Source organism: uncultured Halovibrio sp. (assembly GCF_913056445.1).
Classification (GTDB): Bacteria; Pseudomonadota; Gammaproteobacteria; order Pseudomonadales; family Oleiphilaceae; genus Halospina; species Halospina utahensis_B.
On the sequence record NZ_CAJXMA010000011.1, the window covers coordinates 1 to 16,738 of the forward strand.

Annotated in this window: 18 protein-coding genes; 9 read left to right on the forward strand and 9 right to left on the reverse strand. The window is 64.3% G+C overall.

The window, feature by feature from the left end; genetic code table 11:
* A partial coding sequence (locus QZ501_RS04035) for an alpha/beta fold hydrolase (protein WP_295717376.1) occupies nt 1-396 on the reverse strand: 396 nt, incomplete at its 3' end.
* 154 nt (nt 397-550) lie between these two features.
* Between QZ501_RS04035 and QZ501_RS04040 the strand changes: the two genes are divergently transcribed.
* The gene (locus QZ501_RS04040) at nt 551-1,954 is read left to right on the forward strand and encodes a putative nucleotidyltransferase substrate binding domain-containing protein (protein ID WP_295717378.1); all 1,404 of its coding nucleotides are present in this window, start codon (nt 551-553) and stop codon (nt 1,952-1,954) included.
* Nucleotides 1,954-2,643 carry an exonuclease domain-containing protein gene (locus QZ501_RS04045; RefSeq protein ID WP_095616498.1) on the forward strand — a complete coding sequence of 230 codons (690 nt, stop codon included), beginning with the start codon at nt 1,954-1,956 and terminating at the stop codon, nt 2,641-2,643. Before QZ501_RS04040 ends, QZ501_RS04045 begins: the two co-directional genes overlap by 1 nt.
* Nucleotides 2,644-2,645: 2 nt before the next feature.
* Here the strand turns inward: QZ501_RS04045 and QZ501_RS04050 are convergent, their stop codons facing one another.
* The 5 genes from QZ501_RS04050 to QZ501_RS04070 form a co-directional block, all read right to left on the reverse strand.
* On the reverse strand, nt 2,646-3,032 hold the full coding sequence (locus QZ501_RS04050; protein WP_095616497.1) for a RidA family protein: 387 nt from the start codon (nt 3,030-3,032) through the stop codon (nt 2,646-2,648).
* A 64-nt stretch (nt 3,033-3,096) separates the two neighbouring features.
* Complete coding sequence (locus QZ501_RS04055; protein WP_295717382.1) at nt 3,097-5,223, reverse strand: RelA/SpoT family protein; 2,127 nt, start codon at nt 5,221-5,223, stop codon at nt 3,097-3,099.
* 153 nt (nt 5,224-5,376) lie between these two features.
* A complete protein-coding gene (gene rpoZ / locus QZ501_RS04060) occupies nt 5,377-5,664 on the reverse strand; it encodes a DNA-directed RNA polymerase subunit omega (RefSeq protein ID WP_095616495.1) in 288 nt (95 codons plus the stop codon).
* 69 nt (nt 5,665-5,733) lie between these two features.
* Nucleotides 5,734-6,369, reverse strand: a complete 636-nt coding sequence (gmk, locus tag QZ501_RS04065) for a guanylate kinase (RefSeq protein ID WP_160897700.1) — start codon at nt 6,367-6,369, stop codon at nt 5,734-5,736.
* A gap of 7 nt (nt 6,370-6,376) precedes the next feature.
* On the reverse strand, nt 6,377-7,246 hold the full coding sequence (locus QZ501_RS04070; RefSeq protein ID WP_295717389.1) for a YicC/YloC family endoribonuclease: 870 nt from the start codon (nt 7,244-7,246) through the stop codon (nt 6,377-6,379).
* Between the two features lie 124 nt (nt 7,247-7,370).
* Between QZ501_RS04070 and rph the strand changes: the two genes are divergently transcribed.
* Entirely contained in the window at nt 7,371-8,087 is a 717-nt protein-coding gene (gene rph, locus QZ501_RS04075; RefSeq protein ID WP_151441197.1) for a ribonuclease PH, read from the forward strand.
* Here rph and QZ501_RS04080 read toward each other — a convergent pair whose 3' ends face one another.
* Entirely contained in the window at nt 8,088-8,864 is a 777-nt protein-coding gene (locus tag QZ501_RS04080) for an exodeoxyribonuclease III (RefSeq protein ID WP_095616480.1), read from the reverse strand.
* A 78-nt stretch (nt 8,865-8,942) separates the two neighbouring features.
* Here QZ501_RS04080 and pyrE point away from each other — a divergent pair, with 78 nt between their 5' ends.
* Together pyrE and QZ501_RS04090 are read left to right on the forward strand one after the other, a co-directional pair.
* Entirely contained in the window at nt 8,943-9,590 is a 648-nt protein-coding gene (gene pyrE, locus QZ501_RS04085; protein ID WP_202405495.1) for an orotate phosphoribosyltransferase, read from the forward strand.
* Nucleotides 9,591-9,615: 25 nt separating this feature from the next.
* Nucleotides 9,616-10,287: a DUF4124 domain-containing protein gene (locus QZ501_RS04090; protein WP_151441196.1), complete on the forward strand. Its 672-nt coding sequence runs from the start codon at nt 9,616-9,618 to the stop codon at nt 10,285-10,287.
* Between the two features lie 68 nt (nt 10,288-10,355).
* Here QZ501_RS04090 and QZ501_RS04095 read toward each other — a convergent pair whose 3' ends face one another.
* On the reverse strand, nt 10,356-10,778 hold the full coding sequence (locus tag QZ501_RS04095; protein ID WP_151441195.1) for a hypothetical protein: 423 nt from the start codon (nt 10,776-10,778) through the stop codon (nt 10,356-10,358).
* Between the two features lie 207 nt (nt 10,779-10,985).
* Here QZ501_RS04095 and QZ501_RS04100 point away from each other — a divergent pair, with 207 nt between their 5' ends.
* From QZ501_RS04100 to cobS, 3 genes are all read left to right on the forward strand, one after another.
* Nucleotides 10,986-11,270 (forward strand): fibronectin type III domain-containing protein, encoded by a 285-nt coding sequence (locus QZ501_RS04100; RefSeq protein WP_295717395.1) that lies wholly within the window; start codon nt 10,986-10,988, stop codon nt 11,268-11,270.
* Between the two features lie 12 nt (nt 11,271-11,282).
* Complete coding sequence (gene polA, locus QZ501_RS04105) at nt 11,283-14,015, forward strand: DNA polymerase I (RefSeq protein WP_151441193.1); 2,733 nt, start codon at nt 11,283-11,285, stop codon at nt 14,013-14,015.
* A gap of 113 nt (nt 14,016-14,128) precedes the next feature.
* Complete coding sequence (gene cobS, locus QZ501_RS04110; protein WP_295717400.1) at nt 14,129-14,899, forward strand: adenosylcobinamide-GDP ribazoletransferase; 771 nt, start codon at nt 14,129-14,131, stop codon at nt 14,897-14,899.
* On the opposite strand, the gene djlA is transcribed toward cobS, so the two are convergent.
* Entirely contained in the window at nt 14,900-15,664 is a 765-nt protein-coding gene (gene djlA, locus QZ501_RS04115) for a co-chaperone DjlA (RefSeq protein ID WP_160897697.1), read from the reverse strand. It lies immediately after the preceding gene.
* Nucleotides 15,665-15,817: 153 nt separating this feature from the next.
* Between djlA and QZ501_RS04120 the strand changes: the two genes are divergently transcribed.
* Complete coding sequence (locus tag QZ501_RS04120; RefSeq protein ID WP_295717405.1) at nt 15,818-16,735, forward strand: oxidoreductase; 918 nt, start codon at nt 15,818-15,820, stop codon at nt 16,733-16,735.
* Nucleotides 16,736-16,738 lie beyond the last annotated feature (3 nt).

Below are 16,738 nucleotides of genomic sequence, written 5' to 3' on the forward strand. Positions count from 1 at the left end.
GTGGTCGCCCCGTTCGGGGTGTGCTCCCGCCGTCGAAAGAGCGTACGGGCCCCCACCCGAGAACGCGACGAGCCGCGCGGTGTCCACGCCCGCGTCGTCGAGTACCGGCGTGACGAACTCGGCGGCGTCGGCGACCGATCGGTTCGGCCACGGCGATGAACGACCGTATCCGGGCCTCTCAGGGGCGAGTACGCGGACGTCGTGCCTCCGAGCGGCGCGATCGAGCAGCGCCCCGAGGCGACGGGATCCCGGCGTTCCATGGAAGAAGACGAGCGGGGTTCCGTTCGATCGGCCGTACTCCGCGTACGCGATCTCTCGTTCTCCGTCGACGCGAACGATACGGGTCTCGCTGCGGTTCCGGTCTCTCTCGTCGCTCGACGGAGCGGACATCGTCATCGGTCGGTGGTTGTCATTGCTGCTCCGTGTCGGTGGTGCCGGACTGGTCCGCCGGTTTAAGTATTGTCTCGATGACCACCGTTCACGATTAGCACCCGGCTGGAATCGGTTGGACGATATATCGCCTCCCGAGACGACCCGTCACGTGGATACGATGACTGTGTCAGATCTGATGCGGACCGAAGTCGTCACCGCCCGAGCGGACACGCACGCCAGCGAGCTTGCCGCGCGGATGCGCGACGAGCAGGTCGGGAGCGTCGTCATCACGGAGGAGGAACGGCCGACCGGGATCGTCACCGACCGCGACCTCCGCAGCCGGGTACTGGCGGCGCGCCGTTCGCCGGACACCCCGGTTTCCGAAATCATGACGGCGGACCCGGTGAGCCTCGAGCGTAAGGCGACCCTGTTTGACGCCACCCTGCTGATGACCCGCCACCGCATGCACCACCTTCCGGTGCTTGAGGACCGCAGGCCTGTAGGCATCCTCACCACCTCGGACCTGATCACAGCCCGCCAGGACGACCCGGTCTACATCGTCCAGCGCCTGTCACGCCAGGAATCGGTCGCCACCATGCAGACGGTGCTTCGCGACATTCCCCAGTTCCTGCTGCGCTGGACGGATGCCGGGGTACCGGCGGATCAGGTCAGCCACATCCTCACCGCCATCAGCGATACCGTAACCAACCGGCTGATCGAAATGGCCCTGGACGAACTGGGCCCGGCCCCGGTGCCCTTCGCCTGGCTGTGCTTCGGCTCCCAGGCGCGGGCGGAGCAGCTGCTCAACGCCGATCAGGATAACGGCCTGGTGATCGCGGACAAGGCCACCGACGAGGACGTGGCCTGGTTCGAGAAGCTGGCCACCAGGGTCAGCGACTGGCTCAATGAGTGCGGCTATGTCTACTGCAATGGCAACGTCATGGCCACCAATCCCTTCTGGCGGCGCCGGCTCACGGGCTGGTACGAGGCCGTGGACAACTGGGTCACCAGTTTCAGCCCACACCATGTGATGGAGATCAGCATCGCCTTCGATCTCCGCACTGTCCACGGCGACGCCTCTCTTACCAGCCGGGTCCAGTCCCACATGCTGGAACGGGTCCGGGCCAACTCCATCTTCCAGGCCGCCCTGGCGGAGAACGTGCTGGAAGGCAGCCCGCCCATCGGCATCTTCCGGCGCTTCGTGGTGGAACGCAACGGCGATCACAAGGACACCCTGAACCTGAAGAAGCGTGGTCTGCTGCCGATCATCGAAATTGTGCGGCTGCACGCCCTGGCATCCGGGGTTGACCGCATCAACACGCTGGAACGGTTGGACGAGCTGGCCCGCGGCAAGCACATGACCCGGTATGACGCACGCAACCTGCAGGACGCCCTGCGCTTTCTGATGCAGGTGCGGCTCCAGGTACAGGCGGACCAGATCCGTGAGGGCGAGGAGCTGAGCAACTACTGCAACCCACGCAACCTGCCCAAACTGGCCCGCGAACAGCTGCGTGACGCCTTCCAGCTGGTGGACAGCGCCCAGAAGTCGGTGCGCCTGGCCTACCGCCAGGGGATGCGCTGATGTGGCTGACCCGCGCCCGCCGGGAGCGGGCACGGCGCCGCTATGCCCGCCACCCCTTCCCGGACCCGACGCTGCAGCGCCTCCTGGCAAGCCCCTGGCCGGACACCAACGCCCTCTGGGATGAGGTGGACTGGCTGGCCATCGACCTGGAAACCACCGGCCTCGACCCGAAGACCGGCTACATCATCAGCTTCGGCTGGGTGGCGGTGGACCGCGGCCGGATCCGGCTGGACACGGCCCGGCACCTGCTGATCGACAGCCGCAACCTGGTGGGCGACAGCGCCACCATCCATCACATCCGGGACACGGACCGCAGCGAAGGCGTGGATCTGCCCTCCGCATTACGCATGCTGGCAAGGGCGATGACCGACCGCCTCCCGGTCATGCACCATGCACCTCTGGACACAGGGTTTCTGCGCGCCGCCTACCGGGAACAGTTCGGCATGGACTGGTTCCAGCCCACGGCGGACACACTGGTGCTGGAGAAAAAACGCCTGTTCCAGCGCGAGCAGACAATGCCGGGGAATGTCCTGCGCCTGAACCGGTGCCGCGAGCGTTACGGCCTGCCGGAAACCAATGCGCACAATGCGTTGGAGGATGCCCTGGCGTGCGGGGAACTCTTCATGGCCTGGGCCCGCCACTTCGGCGGTGACGGCCCCAGGGTCAAGGACTGCCTCAGCCGGGTCTGACCCTACTTCAGCACCATGATGGCATCCATCTCCACCTGCGCGCCCTTGGGCAGTGCCGCCACGCCAATGGCGGCGCGCGCGGGATAGGGCTCGGTGAAGACGGTGGTCATGATCTCGTTGACGATGGCGAAGTTGCCCATGTCGGTGAGGTAGATATTGAGCTTGACCAGATCCTGGATGTTGCCCCCGGAGGCCTCACAGACGGCCTTCAGGTTCTCGAAGACCCGCTTGACCTGTTCCTCAAAGCCGCCGGGCACCAGGTCCATGGTCCGCGGATCCAGCGGGATCTGGCCGGAGAGATAGACCGTATCCCCCGCCTTCACAGCCTGGGAATAGGGGCCAATGGCTTCGGGGGCGGTATCCGTCTGGATAATGGACTTGTTCGTCATGGGTTGCGGCGTTCCTGTCGTCTGTAGCGGAAAAACACGATGCTCGCCCGCTGGCGCGGCGCTGTCAACGGCGTACCCGGGTAACGGATTTGACCGTGCGCAGGTTGCGGATGCGCCGCATGATCCGTGCCAGCTGGGTACGTCCGCGCACATGCAGGGTCATGACGACGACACTGTGGCGGGCGTCGTACTCGTCCACGTTGATCCCCTCGAGGTTGGCCTCCGCCAGGGCCACGGTATTGGCCAGCTCGGCAATCAGCCCGCGCTTACGCGCCGTCTCCACACGCAGCTCAACCGAGAAGTCATCGGTGATGTCCTTGGCCCAGCTCAGATAGACCAGCTGGGGTGAGTCCGCGTCCAGATGGCGCACGCTCTCGCAGCGCTCGGAGTGGATCACCATGCCGCTGCCGGAACTCATGCGGCCCACGATGGGGTCCCCCGGAATGGGCTGGCAGCAGTCCGCGAACTGGATGACCGAGCCCTCGCTGCCGGCAATGGTCATGGTCTGCCCGGCGCGGGTATCCTCCAGCGCCGGCGCGGCGTCGCTGTCCTGTCCGGTATCCGGTGCCAGCTGCCGGGCGACGATGTAGGCCATGCGGTTGCCCAGCCCGATGTCCGCCAGCAACCGGTCGAAGCTATCCACCTGGTTGTGCTCCAGAACCCGCTGGACGCGTGCGTCACCGAGCTCATCCAGGCGTGACCCGAAGCTGTTCAGGGAGCGGCTGAGCAGCTGCCTGCCAAGCTCCACGGACTCGCGCCGCTGCTGGGTCTTGAGAGCGTGGCGGATGCTCGAACGCGCCTTGCCGGTCACCACGTAGTTGAGCCAGACCGGGCTCGGCCGGGCGCCGGGCGCGGTGATCACCTCCACCGTCTGGCCGCTATGCAGCGGCTGACTGAGTGACGCCAGCTGACGGTCCACACGACAGGCGACGCAGGCGTTGCCGATGTCCGTATGGATGGCATAGGCGAAATCCACGGGCGTGGCCCCGCGCGGCAGCTCCATGATCCGGCCCTTGGGCGTGAACACGTAGATCTCGTCCGGGAACAGATCCACCTTCACGTGCTCGATGAACTCCAGCGAGTCGTCCGCCCGCTCACGCATCTCCATCAGCCCTTCCAGCCAGCGGTCGACCCGCCTCTGGTTGACCTCGCCCACCTCGGAATCGTGCTTGTACATCCAGTGCGCCGCGATGCCGTGGTTGGCCACGCTTTCCATCTCCTCGGTGCGGATCTGGATCTCGATATTCACGTGTTTGCCGAACAGGGTAGTGTGCAGGGACTGGTAGCCGTTGGCCTTGGGCATCGCGATGTAGTCCTTGAAGCGCCCCGGCAGTGGCTTGTAGAGGCTGTGTACCGCGCCCAGGATGCGGTAGCAGTCGTCCACAGAGTCGGTGATGATCCGGAAGGCGTAGACGTCCATGATCTCGCCAAAGGATTTGTGCTTGAACTTCATCTTGTTGTAGATGGAGTTCAGGTGTTTCTCGCGCCCCAGGATACGCCCGGGCAGTTCGCGCTCACGCAGCTTGTCCTCGAGTCCGGCGCGGATCTCGTTGATGATCTCGTGATGGTCGCCCCGCAGCTTGCGCACCGCCTTGGCGATGTACTGCGAGCGCATCGGGTACATGGCGGCAAAGCCCAGATCCTCCAGCTCCACGCACAGGCTGTGCATACCCAGGCGGTGGGCGATGGGCGCGTAGATGTCGAGGGTTTCGGTGGCGATCCGGCGGCGTTTCTCGGGGTTGAGCGGCCCCAGGGTGCGCATGTTGTGCAGCCGGTCCGCCAGCTTGACCAGGATCACGCGGATATCGCGTGCCATGGCCAGGGTCATCTTCTGGAAATTCTCGGCCTGAGCCTCGGCGCGGGAGCGGAATTCGATCTGGGTGAGCTTGCTGACGCCATCCACCAGTTCGGCCACTGGTGCCCCGAACTGCTCGATCAGGGCATCCTTGGGAATGCCCGTATCCTCGATCACGTCATGCAGCATGGCCGCCATCAGGCTCTGGTGATCGAGGTTGAGCTGGGCGAGGATGTTGGCCACTGCCAGCGGGTGGCTGATGTAGCGCTCACCACTGCGGCGATACTGCCCCTCATGGGCCTGTTCCGCATAGAAATAGGCCCTCCGTACCTGATTGACCTTCTGGTCATCCAGGTAGTTTCCGAGGCGTTCCGCCAGAGACTCGATCGTCGACATCGGCTGTTCAGGATGCTCCGCAAGGTGGTGTTAAGCCGGCTTCCTCCCTGCCCTGCTGCAAGTTTCCGAATTCCCTTTTCCCAGATTATAGCGTGTACAGGCATAAAAAAACCGGGTCGGGCCCGGTTTTTACAGGATCACGGCCGGCTGGTTTCAGCCTGCGGCTTCGCCTTCCTCGCCGGATGCGGCCTCGGTGCTGCGTGAGGGCGACTCCGCGGATTCCGCCTGCATTGCCCGCTCATCGGCTTCGACGCTCTCGAAGCTGATCTTGCCTGCGGCAATCTCGCGCAGTGCCAGAACCGTGGGCTTGTCGTTCTCCGGCGGAACCTTGGGCTCACTGCCATAGGTGGCCAGCTGGCGGGCCCGCCTGGTGGAGAGCATGACAAGCTGGAAGCGGTTGTCGACGTGGTCGAGACAGTCCTCAACGGTGACGCGTGCCATGGAGTACCTCTGTTCGTGTTTGGGTCACTGCGGATCGCACAGTGTAACCCAGTGATCGGTTTCTGGCCATCACTGATCGGCCAGGGAGAGGGCCCTCAGCAGGGTCTCATGACGCTGGCTCTGACGGCTCAGGCACTGGCGCTGGGCGCGGAAGACCACCAGCAGTTCATCCAGGGCCCGTTCAAAGTCGTCATTGACCACCAGGTAATCGTATTCGGCCACATGCCGGCACTCCTCAGCCGCCTCGCGCAGCCGGCGCTCGATCACCTCGTCACTGTCCTGGCCGCGCCCCTGGAGCCGCTCGCGCAGCGCTTCCGGCGAGGGCGGCACAATGAACACGGAGACAGCGTGCGGGCGCAGTCGCCGGATCTGCTGCGCGCCCTGCCAGTCGATCTCCAGGATCACGTCCAGGCCGGCGGCAAGCTGCTCATCCACCCAGTCCCCGGAGGTGCCGTAGTAGTTGTCGAACACCTGCGCGTGCTCCAGGAAGGTGCCCGCTTCCATGAGCGACAGGAACTCCTGCTCGGTGACGAAGTGATAGTTGACGCCATCCTGCTCGCCCGGGCGCGCCGGCCGTGTGGTGTGCGACACCGAAACGGTCAGTGCCGGGTCGCGCTCCAGCGCCTGGGATACCAGGCTGGTCTTGCCCGCCCCGGAAGGCGCCGACACCACAAATAGCGTGCCCAGGTAAGGCTGCTCGCTCATGATCGGATTACTCCACGTTCTGTACTTGTTCGCGCGTCTGTTCAATCAGCACCTTGATCTCCACCGCCACACGGGTCAGTTCCGCCGCCGTGGACTTGCTGCTGAGGGTGTTGGCCTCCCGGTTGAGTTCCTGCATCAGGAAATCCAGGCGCCGACCCACCGGACCGGTCTGTTCCAGCGCTGCCCGGACTTCCGCAACATGAGCATCAAGCCGGTCCAGCTCCTCGGATACGTCCGCTTTCTGGGCCAGGATTGCCAGTTCCTGCGCCAGGCGCTCATCCGCCGGTTCAGCTCCAAGCTCCGCCAGACGCTCCACCAACCGCTGGCGCTGCTGCTCTCGCCATTCCGGCATGCTCCGACGCAGTTCCGCCACGTACGCCTCAATGGCACCCAGCCGTTCCTCCAGCAGGGGCACCAGGCGCTCACCTTCCCGGCGGCGCTGCTCATCCACGTCATCAAGGGTAAGCTCAAGCAGCTCGTCCGCGGCTGCCACAACGGCTTCCTCCGGCAATTCGCCACCGGAGAGCACGCCCGGCCACCGCAGGACATCCAGTGGTGAGACCGGTGCCGTGTCCCCGATCTCCTGCTCCACCCGGACCATGGCCTGGCGCAGGCGGCGCAGCGCCACCGGGTCCGGCTCCTCACCGGACGCCCGCTCAGCCTCCTCCAGCCGGAACTGGAGTTCCACCCGCCCCCGTGAGAGACGCAGGCCAAGGCGTTCCCGGTACGCCATCTCCCGGTGACGCAGCGGTTCCGGCAGACGCAGGGATGGATCCAGATAGCGGTGATTCACGGTGCGGCATTCGCACGTCAGCGTGCCCCACGCCGCCTGGCTCCGGCGGCGTGCGAACGCCGTCATGCTGTTCAGTGTGGCCATGGCCACTCCCGTTGCGCTCGAGCATGAACCGCGCAGTATATCACCGCTGGCAAGCGCACGCCCGTACCCCGGCTGGCATGCTAGACTCTGCGCCCTGACCATCCATCAACCCTGAGGAGCGAGCATGCGCCCGAGTGGCCGAAACCCCGATCAACTGCGCGATATTCGCCTGACCCGCCACTACACCAAGCACGCCGAGGGGGCCGTCCTGACCGAGTTCGGTGACACCCGCGTGATCTGTACCGCCAGTGTGGAGAACAAAGTGCCCCCCTTCCTCAAAGGCCAGGGCCAGGGCTGGGTAACCGCCGAGTACGGCATGCTGCCCCGTTCCACCGGCGACCGCATGGGCCGTGAGGCCAGCCGCGGCAAGCAGGGCGGGCGCACCATCGAGATCCAGCGCCTGATCGGGCGCTCACTGCGCGCGGCCGTGGACCTGGAAGCGCTGGGCGAGCACAGCATCGTGATTGACTGCGACGTTATCCAGGCCGATGGCGGCACCCGTACCGCGGCGATCACCGGCGGCTGTGTGGCCCTGGTGGATGCCCTCAACACCCTGGTCGCCAACGGCCGGTTGAGCCGCAGCCCGCTCAAGCAGATGGTCGGCGCCATTTCGGTGGGCGTCTATGACGGCACGCCCGTTCTGGACCTGGACTATCCGGAGGATTCCTCGGCGGAGACCGACATGAACGTGATCATGACGGACAGGGGCGGCTTCATCGAGATCCAGGGTACGGCGGAAGGCGAGTCGTTCGAGCAGCAGGAGCTGGATGCCATGCTGGGTCTGGCACGCAAGGGCATCAACGAGCTGTTCGAGGCCCAGAAGGCCGCGCTTGCCGGGTAATCACTCCGGCGAGATGCGGTAATCCATCACCACGGGCGCGTGGTCGGAGAACCCCGCGTCCGTGTCGATCCAGCCATCCTCAAGCGCATCGTGCAGGCCCGGTGTCAGCATCTGGTAGTCCGTCCGCCAGCCGGCGGCCCGACGCCAGTTGCGCGCCCACTCCGGCCACCAGGACGCTGCCCTGTCATCCGCCTCCAGTGAGCGGAAAGCATCCAGGTAGCCCTGCTGGTTGAACAGCTCGTCCATCCAAGCCCGTTCATGGGGCAGGAATCCGGAAACAGGCTGGCGGTGGAAGAAGGAGTCGGCGTCCTCGTCCCGGTGGGCGGTGCGCAGATTGGCGCAGATGATGTACTGGCGCCGCTTCCGGGCGGTCTTGCCGGTATGGGTCAGGAAGGCCTCCATGAAGGCGTCGCGGGCCTGCTCCCCACCGGCCTCGTCGGCCGCCGGCGCCAGCACGGACGCCACACTCAGTTTCTGGAAGTCCGCCTGCAGATAACGGCCCTCCATATCCCCGGGCCCGTAGTTGAAGCCGTAGATGATGGCCTTGGGGAAATGCCGGGTGTAGAACCCCACACCGCCGCTTTCCGGATTCTCCGCATCCACGAACCAGGCCTGATAGCCCTCGGGGGTCAGCGCCGGATCATCCTCGATCTCCGCGACCCGAACCCGGTGATCCTGAACCGCCACCACGTCCGCATCCTGCTCCGCGAGCCACTCGAAAAACCCCTTGCTGATTGCCTCGCGCAATCCGTTGACACTGACTGTAACGACCCGCATAAATGATTCCAGTATCGATTTGTGTGTATCATACCCATGCTTGCCAATGGACAAAATACGCTGACCCCGAAGGCCCCTATGATCGAAACCTATCAGAGAGAGTTCATCGAGTTCGCCATTGCCCGCAAAGTGCTCCGCTTCGGGGAGTTCGAACTGAAATCCGGCCGCACCAGCCCGTATTTCTTCAATACGGGCCTTTTCCAGCGCGGCAGTGATCTGGCCCGGCTCGGCCAGGCCTATGCCCAGGCGCTGACGCGCAGTGACCTGGAGTGCGACATGGTCTTCGGCCCGGCCTACAAGGGCATTCCCCTGGCCACCGCCACCGCCTCAGCACTGGCCACCCACCATCGCCTGGACCTGCCCTGGGCCTTCAACCGCAAGGAAGACAAGGCCCACGGCGAGGGCGGCGACATCGTGGGCGCCCCGCTGGAAGGCCGGGTCCTGATCGTGGACGACGTGATCACCGCCGGCACCGCCGTGCGTGAATCCATCGAGCGCATCCAGGCCGCAGGCGCAACACCGGCCGGCGTCCTGGTGGCTCTGGACCGCCAGGAAAAGGGCCAGGCGGAACGCTCCGCCATCCAGGAGGTGGAGGCGGAATTCGACATACCGGTGGTGAGCATCATCAGCCTCGACCAGATCCTGGAGTACCTGCGCGAACTGCCGGACATGTCGGACTATGCTGAAGAAGTAGCCCGCTACCGGGACACCTACGGCGTGGCGTGAGCACGCGGACTGGAGAGAACCCCCGATGTACCGATGGTTACTGACTGCACTGTGCCTGACCCTGACCGCGCCCGTCTTCGGCGAGATGTACCGGTATGAGACCGAGGAGGGCAGGACGGTCATGAGCAACACACTGCCCCGGGAAGCGCTCAAACAGGGTTATGAAGTGCTCAACAAAAGTGGCCGCGTCATCGAGAAGGTCCCGCCACCGCCGACCGAGGAAGAGCTGGCCGAACGCCGTCGGGAGCGCGAACGCCAGGAACGGCTCGAAAAGGAACGCGAGGAACAGAAAAAAGAGGACCGGCGGCTGCTGCGCCAGTACAGCTCACCGGATGACGCGGTGCGCGCCCTTCAGCGCAAGCTGCGCGAGCGCTTCGGAACCGTGCGCCTGAAGCTGGCCAACATAAAAAATATCGAAGGGCAGATCGCGAACCTCCAGAAACGTGCCGCCAACCAGGAACGTACCGGCCAGGAGGTTCCGGAATCACTGCGTGAGAAGATGGAAACCCAGCGCGCCGAAAAAACCGCTCTGCTGAACGAGATCCAGCAAGAGATCAGCAGGGCGGAACAGACCCGTGAGGACTACCGGGACAAGATCAAACGCCTTGAGAAGCTGACCGGGAAGAAGCGCAGTTTACCCCTGACCATCCCGGAGGAAGAGACGGCCCGCGAGGAACTGGCCACGATGGGCGACTGACATTCCATAAAAAAACGGGCAGCGGCTCGCGCCACTGCCCGTTCCATTTCAGCCCGAAGGCTGAGGCTTTACGCGGAAGCCTGACTCTCAGTCTGCTTCTTCGCGCCGCCGGTGCTCTTCTTGGCACCGCTGGACTGCTTGCTGGCGCTGGATGCGGACTTCTTCTGGGCGCCGGACTGGGCACTGCTGGCGCTCTTCTGCTCAGCCTGCTTCTCAGCCGGAGCTGCTTCCTTGTCGAAGCGGCCGATCAGGCTGTTGGCATAGTCGCCCAGACGCTGGTTCCACACGCGCAGGGTTTCGTACGCGGTATTGGCGTAGTCGTCGTGCTTGGCGCGCACGGACTTCACACTGTAGCTCTTGGCCTGCTGCTCAACCTTCTCGGCAAGTTCGAAGGGCCGCTCGGCCAGGGTCTTGTGCTGCTTCTCAACAGTGTTGATGCCCTTTTCGATCACGTCCTGTACCTGCTGCTGATAATCGCGGATCTTACTCATGATGAACCTCCTTTGAATGGATCATTCGGCGCGCCTGCGCCCATTGATTACTTCACCATGCACACTACGGGGAATAATTAGAATACACATACTAATGGTGTAAAAAAGCGGGTTGCAGTCGCCGGAAATAACCTCATAATGGCGTCCATGTTCGGATTCCGCCTGAGATTATACGCCCTGATCCCCGTCTTTCTGATTTCAGGGTGCGTGTCCAGCAGCGACGAGGACAACACCGTAACCCTGGGCTGGGAGGCACCGCTTACCCGCATCGACGGCAGCAAGCTCTACCCCGGGGAAATCGAGGGGTACCGGGTCTATTACCGCCAGTCGGGGGACCCCGACTTCGATGTCCAGGTGATTGAGCAAGCCGGCACCACTCAGTGGCAGCCCTCGCAGCTGCCCTCAGGGGAATACCAGTTCGCCGTCTCCACCCTGGACACCTCTGGACTGGAAAGCCCCCGTTCTGAAACACTCCGCGTTACCATACCCTGAAGCGACACCTCCATGATTGAGCTCAGCAAAGACCGCCCTGTCGTCCTAGTGGACGGCTCTTCCTATCTGTTCCGCGCCTTCCATGCCCTGCCGCCACTGACCACCTCCAACGGCCAGCCCACGGGTGCGGTCAAGGGCGTGATCAGCATGATCCGCCGGCTGCAGCAGGATTATCCCGGCTCCCCCATTGCCGTGGTCTTCGACCCCCGCGGCAAAACCTTCCGGCACGAGCTGTACGAGGACTACAAGGCCAACCGCCCGGAAATGCCCGAGGAGCTGGCCGGCCAGATCCAGCCCATCCACGCCATCATCCGCGCCATGGGCCTGCCGCTGCTGATCGAAGAGGGTATGGAGGCGGATGACGTCATCGGCACCCTGGCCAACGAGGCCACGGACAAGGGGGTGGACGTGATCATCTCCACCGGCGACAAGGACATGGCCCAGCTGGTCAGCGACCATGTCTCACTGATCAACACCATGAATGAGACCACGATGGACCGGGAGGGCGTGATCGAGAAGTTCGGCGTGACGCCGGAGCAGATCGTGGACTACCTGGCACTGGTGGGCGATACCGTGGACAACATTCCCGGCGTAACCAAGTGCGGGCCCAAGACGGCCGTGAAGTGGCTCCAGCAGTACGACAACCTGGACAACCTCATGGCCCATGCGGATGAAGTGGGCGGCAAGATCGGCGAGAACCTGCGCGCGGCCCTTGACCAATTACCCCTGAGCCGGGATCTGGCCCGTATCCGCACGGAGCTGGACCTGGGCTACAGCGTGGAAGCGCTGGATCCTGAACCGGTGGACCGGGATCAACTGCTGGAACAGTTCCGGGAGATGGAGTTCCGCGGCTGGATCCGGGAACTGGAAAACGGCGGCGGCGAGCAACCGCAATCCGACGCAGGCGAGAATCCGAACACCGCGAACACACCGGCGAGCACGGATTACCACACTGTCCTGGATCAGGAAGCGCTGGATGCCTGGCTGACCACGCTGCGCGATGCGCCGGCGTTCGCCTTCGACACGGAAACCACCAGCCTCAATTACATGGACGCGCGCATCGTGGGCGTTTCCTTTGCCGTCGAGTCCGGTACCGCCGCCTACGTGCCCCTCGGGCACAGTTATCTGGGCGCACCGGATCAGCTGGAATGCGACGACGTACTGGAGCAGCTGCGCCCACTGCTGGAGGACCCGGCACGGGTCAAGATCGGCCAGAACCTCAAGTACGACATCAATGTGCTGGCCAACCACGCCATCACCCTGCGCGGCGGCATCGAAGACACCATGCTCCAGTCCTACGTGCTGAACTCATCGGGCTCGCGCCACGACATGGGCACCCTGGCCCAGCGTTACCTGGAGCGCGAGGTCACCAGCTTCGAGAGCATCGCCGGCAAGGGCGCCAAGCAGAAGCGCTTCGATGAGATCGAACTGGAGACCGCCGGCCATTACGCCGCCGAAGATGCGGACATCACCTTCCAGCTCCATGAGACGCTGCGCCCGCGCCTGAAGGACGACCCGTCCCTGGAGTCGGTCTACCACGACATCGAGCTGCCGCTGGTGCCGGTGCTGGCCCACATGGAATACCGCGGCACCCTGGTGGATGCCAACCTTCTGGCCACCCAGAGTGGCGAACTGGCCGAGCGCATGAAGGCCCTGGAGGAGCAGGCCTGGGAGCAGGCCGGCGAGGAGTTCAATCTGGGCTCGCCCCAGCAGCTGCAGAAGATCTTCTATGAGAAGCTGGGCATGCCGGTGCTCAAGAAGACGCCCAAGGGAGCGCCTTCCACGGCCGAGCCGGTGCTCCAGGAACTGGCGGTGGACTACGAACTGCCGCGCGTGATCCTGGAGCACCGCAGCCTGAGCAAGCTCAAGTCCACCTACACGGACCGGCTGCCGGAGGTGATCAACGCACGCACCGGGCGTATCCACACCTCCTACCACCAGGCGGTGACGGCCACCGGGCGGCTCTCGTCCTCGGACCCGAACCTTCAGAACATCCCCATCCGCACCGAGGAGGGCCGGCGCATCCGCCAGGCCTTCGTCGCGCCGGAGGGCTACCGGCTGATCGCGGCGGACTATTCCCAGATCGAGCTGCGCATCATGGCGCACCTGTCCGGCGACCGGGGGCTGCTGAACGCCTTCGCCCATGGTGAGGACATCCACAAGGCCACGGCCTCGGAAGTCTTCGGCGTGGCGCGTCAGGACGTGAGTGACTCCCAGCGCCGGGATGCCAAGGCCATCAACTTCGGGCTCATCTACGGCATGTCGGCCTGGGGGCTGGGGCGCCAGCTGGGCATTCCCCGGGATGAGGCCCAGGGCTACATCGACCGCTATTTCGAGCGTTACCCCGGCGTGCTCGAGTACATGGACCGCATCCGCAAGACGGCCCATGACCAGGGCTATGTGGAGACGCTGTTCGGCCGGCGCCTCTACCTGCCGGAGATCAACAGCCGCAACGGTCAGCTGCGCCAGGGCGCGGAGCGCACGGCCATCAACGCACCCATGCAGGGCACGGCAGCGGACATCATCAAGAAGGCGATGGTGATGGTCGAGAATCGCATCGCGGACTCCGGGTTTGATGCGCGCATGACGATGCAGGTGCACGACGAACTGATCGTGGAGGTCCGGGAGGACCAGGTGTCGCAGTTGGGGTCGTTGCTTGAGGAGCTGATGAGTGGGGCGGCCCAGCTTGAGGTGCCGTTGCTCGTTGAGGCGGGTGTAGGGAAGAACTGGGACGAGGCGCACTGATTCCCGTCAGGGTCTAGATCGATGCACCGCCACTGTAGGAGCCTGCTTGCAGGCGATTCCTGTCTTATCGCGAGCAAGCTCGCTCCTACATGGGAAACAAACCGGGAATCATTATGAAAACCACCTTGCAGCACGAGTGGCAGGCCTTCTGGCTCTGTCTGGGATTCATCAGCCGTATTCCGATGCCGGTGCGGATTGATTATTCGCAGCAGCTGATGAACCAGAGCAGTATGTACTTCCCGCTGGCGGGACTGGTTCTGGGAGCGCTCTATGCTCTGGGGTACCAGGTGCTGGCGGCGTTCTTTCCGCTGGTGGTAAGTGTCATCGGGGTGGTGATTTTCCACCTCTGGCTGACCGGCGCCTTTCATGAGGATGGGCTGGCGGATGCGGTGGATGCGCTGGGCGGCGGGTTCACGGTGGAGAAACGTCTGACCATCATGAAGGACAGCCGCATCGGGACCTACGGGACGGTGGCGCTGGTCGGGGCGCTGGCACTGAAGGTGGCGCTGCTGGTGGAGCTCGCGCCCCTGCCAATCTGGGTGGTGTTGCTGGTCACGCCGGCGCTGGCGCGCGTGACGCCGTTGTTCCTGATGGCGCTGATGCCCTATGTGACGGACACGGATACGAGCAAGACCAAACCGGTCGCGGATACGTTCCCGTTGCCCCGGCTGACGGTGGCCACGGTGTTCAGCGTGCTGCTGGCCGGGGTGGCTGCCTGCTGGCTGCCGGGATTGATGATGGCTTTCGTGGTCGCCACGGCCCTGGTCGGGCTTCTATGGGGCTGGCAGCTGCACCGGGCACTGGGAGGTTACACCGGGGATGCGCTCGGCGCGGCCATCGTGCTGACGGAACTGGTGCTGCTGGCCCTTCTCGTGGCGCTGTAATCAGGCCGCCTGTTCGCGCGCTTTCTTGATACGGTCGTACGCGTTGGCGATTTCCTGGGTCTTTTCTTCGGCCATCTCGCGCATGCTATCGGGCATGCCGCGCCCGGCCAGCTTGTCCGGGTGGTTCTCGCTCATCAGCTTGCGATAGGCCTTCTTGAGTTCGGCATCGCTCACCTCCGGGGAAACCCCCAGTACCTTGTAGGCATCCTCCAGGGACTGCTGCTGTTCCGCGGCACCGCCGGCGGCGCCACCGCGCAGCATGGCCTCGAGCTGTTCCACCTGGCTCTCCGACAATCCCAGCCCGCGGGCCACGCGCACCAGCATGTCATGCTCGTTCTCGTGCACTTCCCCGTCCGCGGCAACGGCGGCGACCTGCACCTGCAGGAACATCTGCAGCAGGCCGGACTGGCCACCGCTGCGGCGCAGGAATTCACGCAGCTCGGCATCCAGATCGAAGTCATCGGCCTTACCGCGGTTGAAGGCGGCCTTGGCGGCTTCGCGCTGGCTTTCATTCAGATGGAAGCGCTCAAACAGGGCCTCGGCCACCTGGATCTCGTCCTGGGTGACAACACCATCGGCCTTGCAGACGGCCCCCATCACCGCGAAAACGGATTCCATGAAGCGCGACTGGACCTCACGTACACGCCGGTACAGCTTCATGCGCCCCCAGTACACCAGGCCGCCACCAATGAGGGCGCCGATGAGGGCACCGGGCAGGCCGAAGGCCGAGCCGATCAGGCCGCCAATCAGTATCGCAAGGAACATTCAGTCCATCTCCGTCGTTCGCTGGCACAATCTCCGCCATGGTAAAGGAATGGCCGACCGGGGGACAGGCGGATAACAGGACCGACATGCCTGGCCCCGGCCTCTGCGCTTGTATAGGCTGATGCGGAAAGGAACCTACAGGAGGGACAATCCATGAGCCGCAACCCCATTCCATGGACGCCCGCGGACATTCCGGATCTCACGGACCGCACGGTGCTGATTACCGGTGCCAACAGTGGGCTCGGACTGGAATCCACGCGCAGGCTGGCCCAACGGGGCGCCCACGTCATCATGGCATGCCGCAACCGGGAGAAGGGGCAGTCAGCCATGGACCACATCCGGGCCCGTGCCCCGGATGTCGACCTCAACCTGATGCAGCTGGACCTGTCAGACCTGTCTTCGATACGGGACTTTGCCCAGCGCATCTACGACCACTACCCGAAGCTGGACATACTGCTCAACAATGCCGGCGTCATGGCGCCGCCCCTTCAGTACACCCGGGATGGCTTCGAGATGCAGTTCGGCACCAATCATCTGGGCCACTTCGCCCTCACCGGCCTTCTCATGGATCGACTGCGGGCGGCGGAGCGCGCTCGCGTGGTGACCGTCAGCAGCCTGGCCCACCGCATTGGCAGCCTCGATTTCGAGAACCTGGATGCCAGCAGGGGCTACCAGCGCTGGCGGTTCTACGGCCAGAGCAAGCTGGCCAACCTGATGTTCGCCCTGGAGTTTGACCGGCGGCTGCGCAGCGCCCGGGACACCATCCAGTCAATCGCTGTACACCCGGGCTACTCAGCGACCAACCTGCAGCGCACCATTCCCGGGCACAGCCTGTTCAACGCGGTGACCGCGCAGTCCCAGGAGAAGGGGGCCTACCCCAGCGTGTTCGCGGCCACCTCACCCCAGGCGGAGCCTGGCCAGTACTATGGCCCCCATGGTTTCCAGGAGCTCTGGGGCATGCCAGCGGAAGCCAATATAAGGCGACTGGCCCGCAACCAGGAAGTCGCCCACAAGCTCTGGTCCGTCTCCGAGGACCTGACCGGTGTCCGCTACGCCGACCTGGAGCGCTGAGCC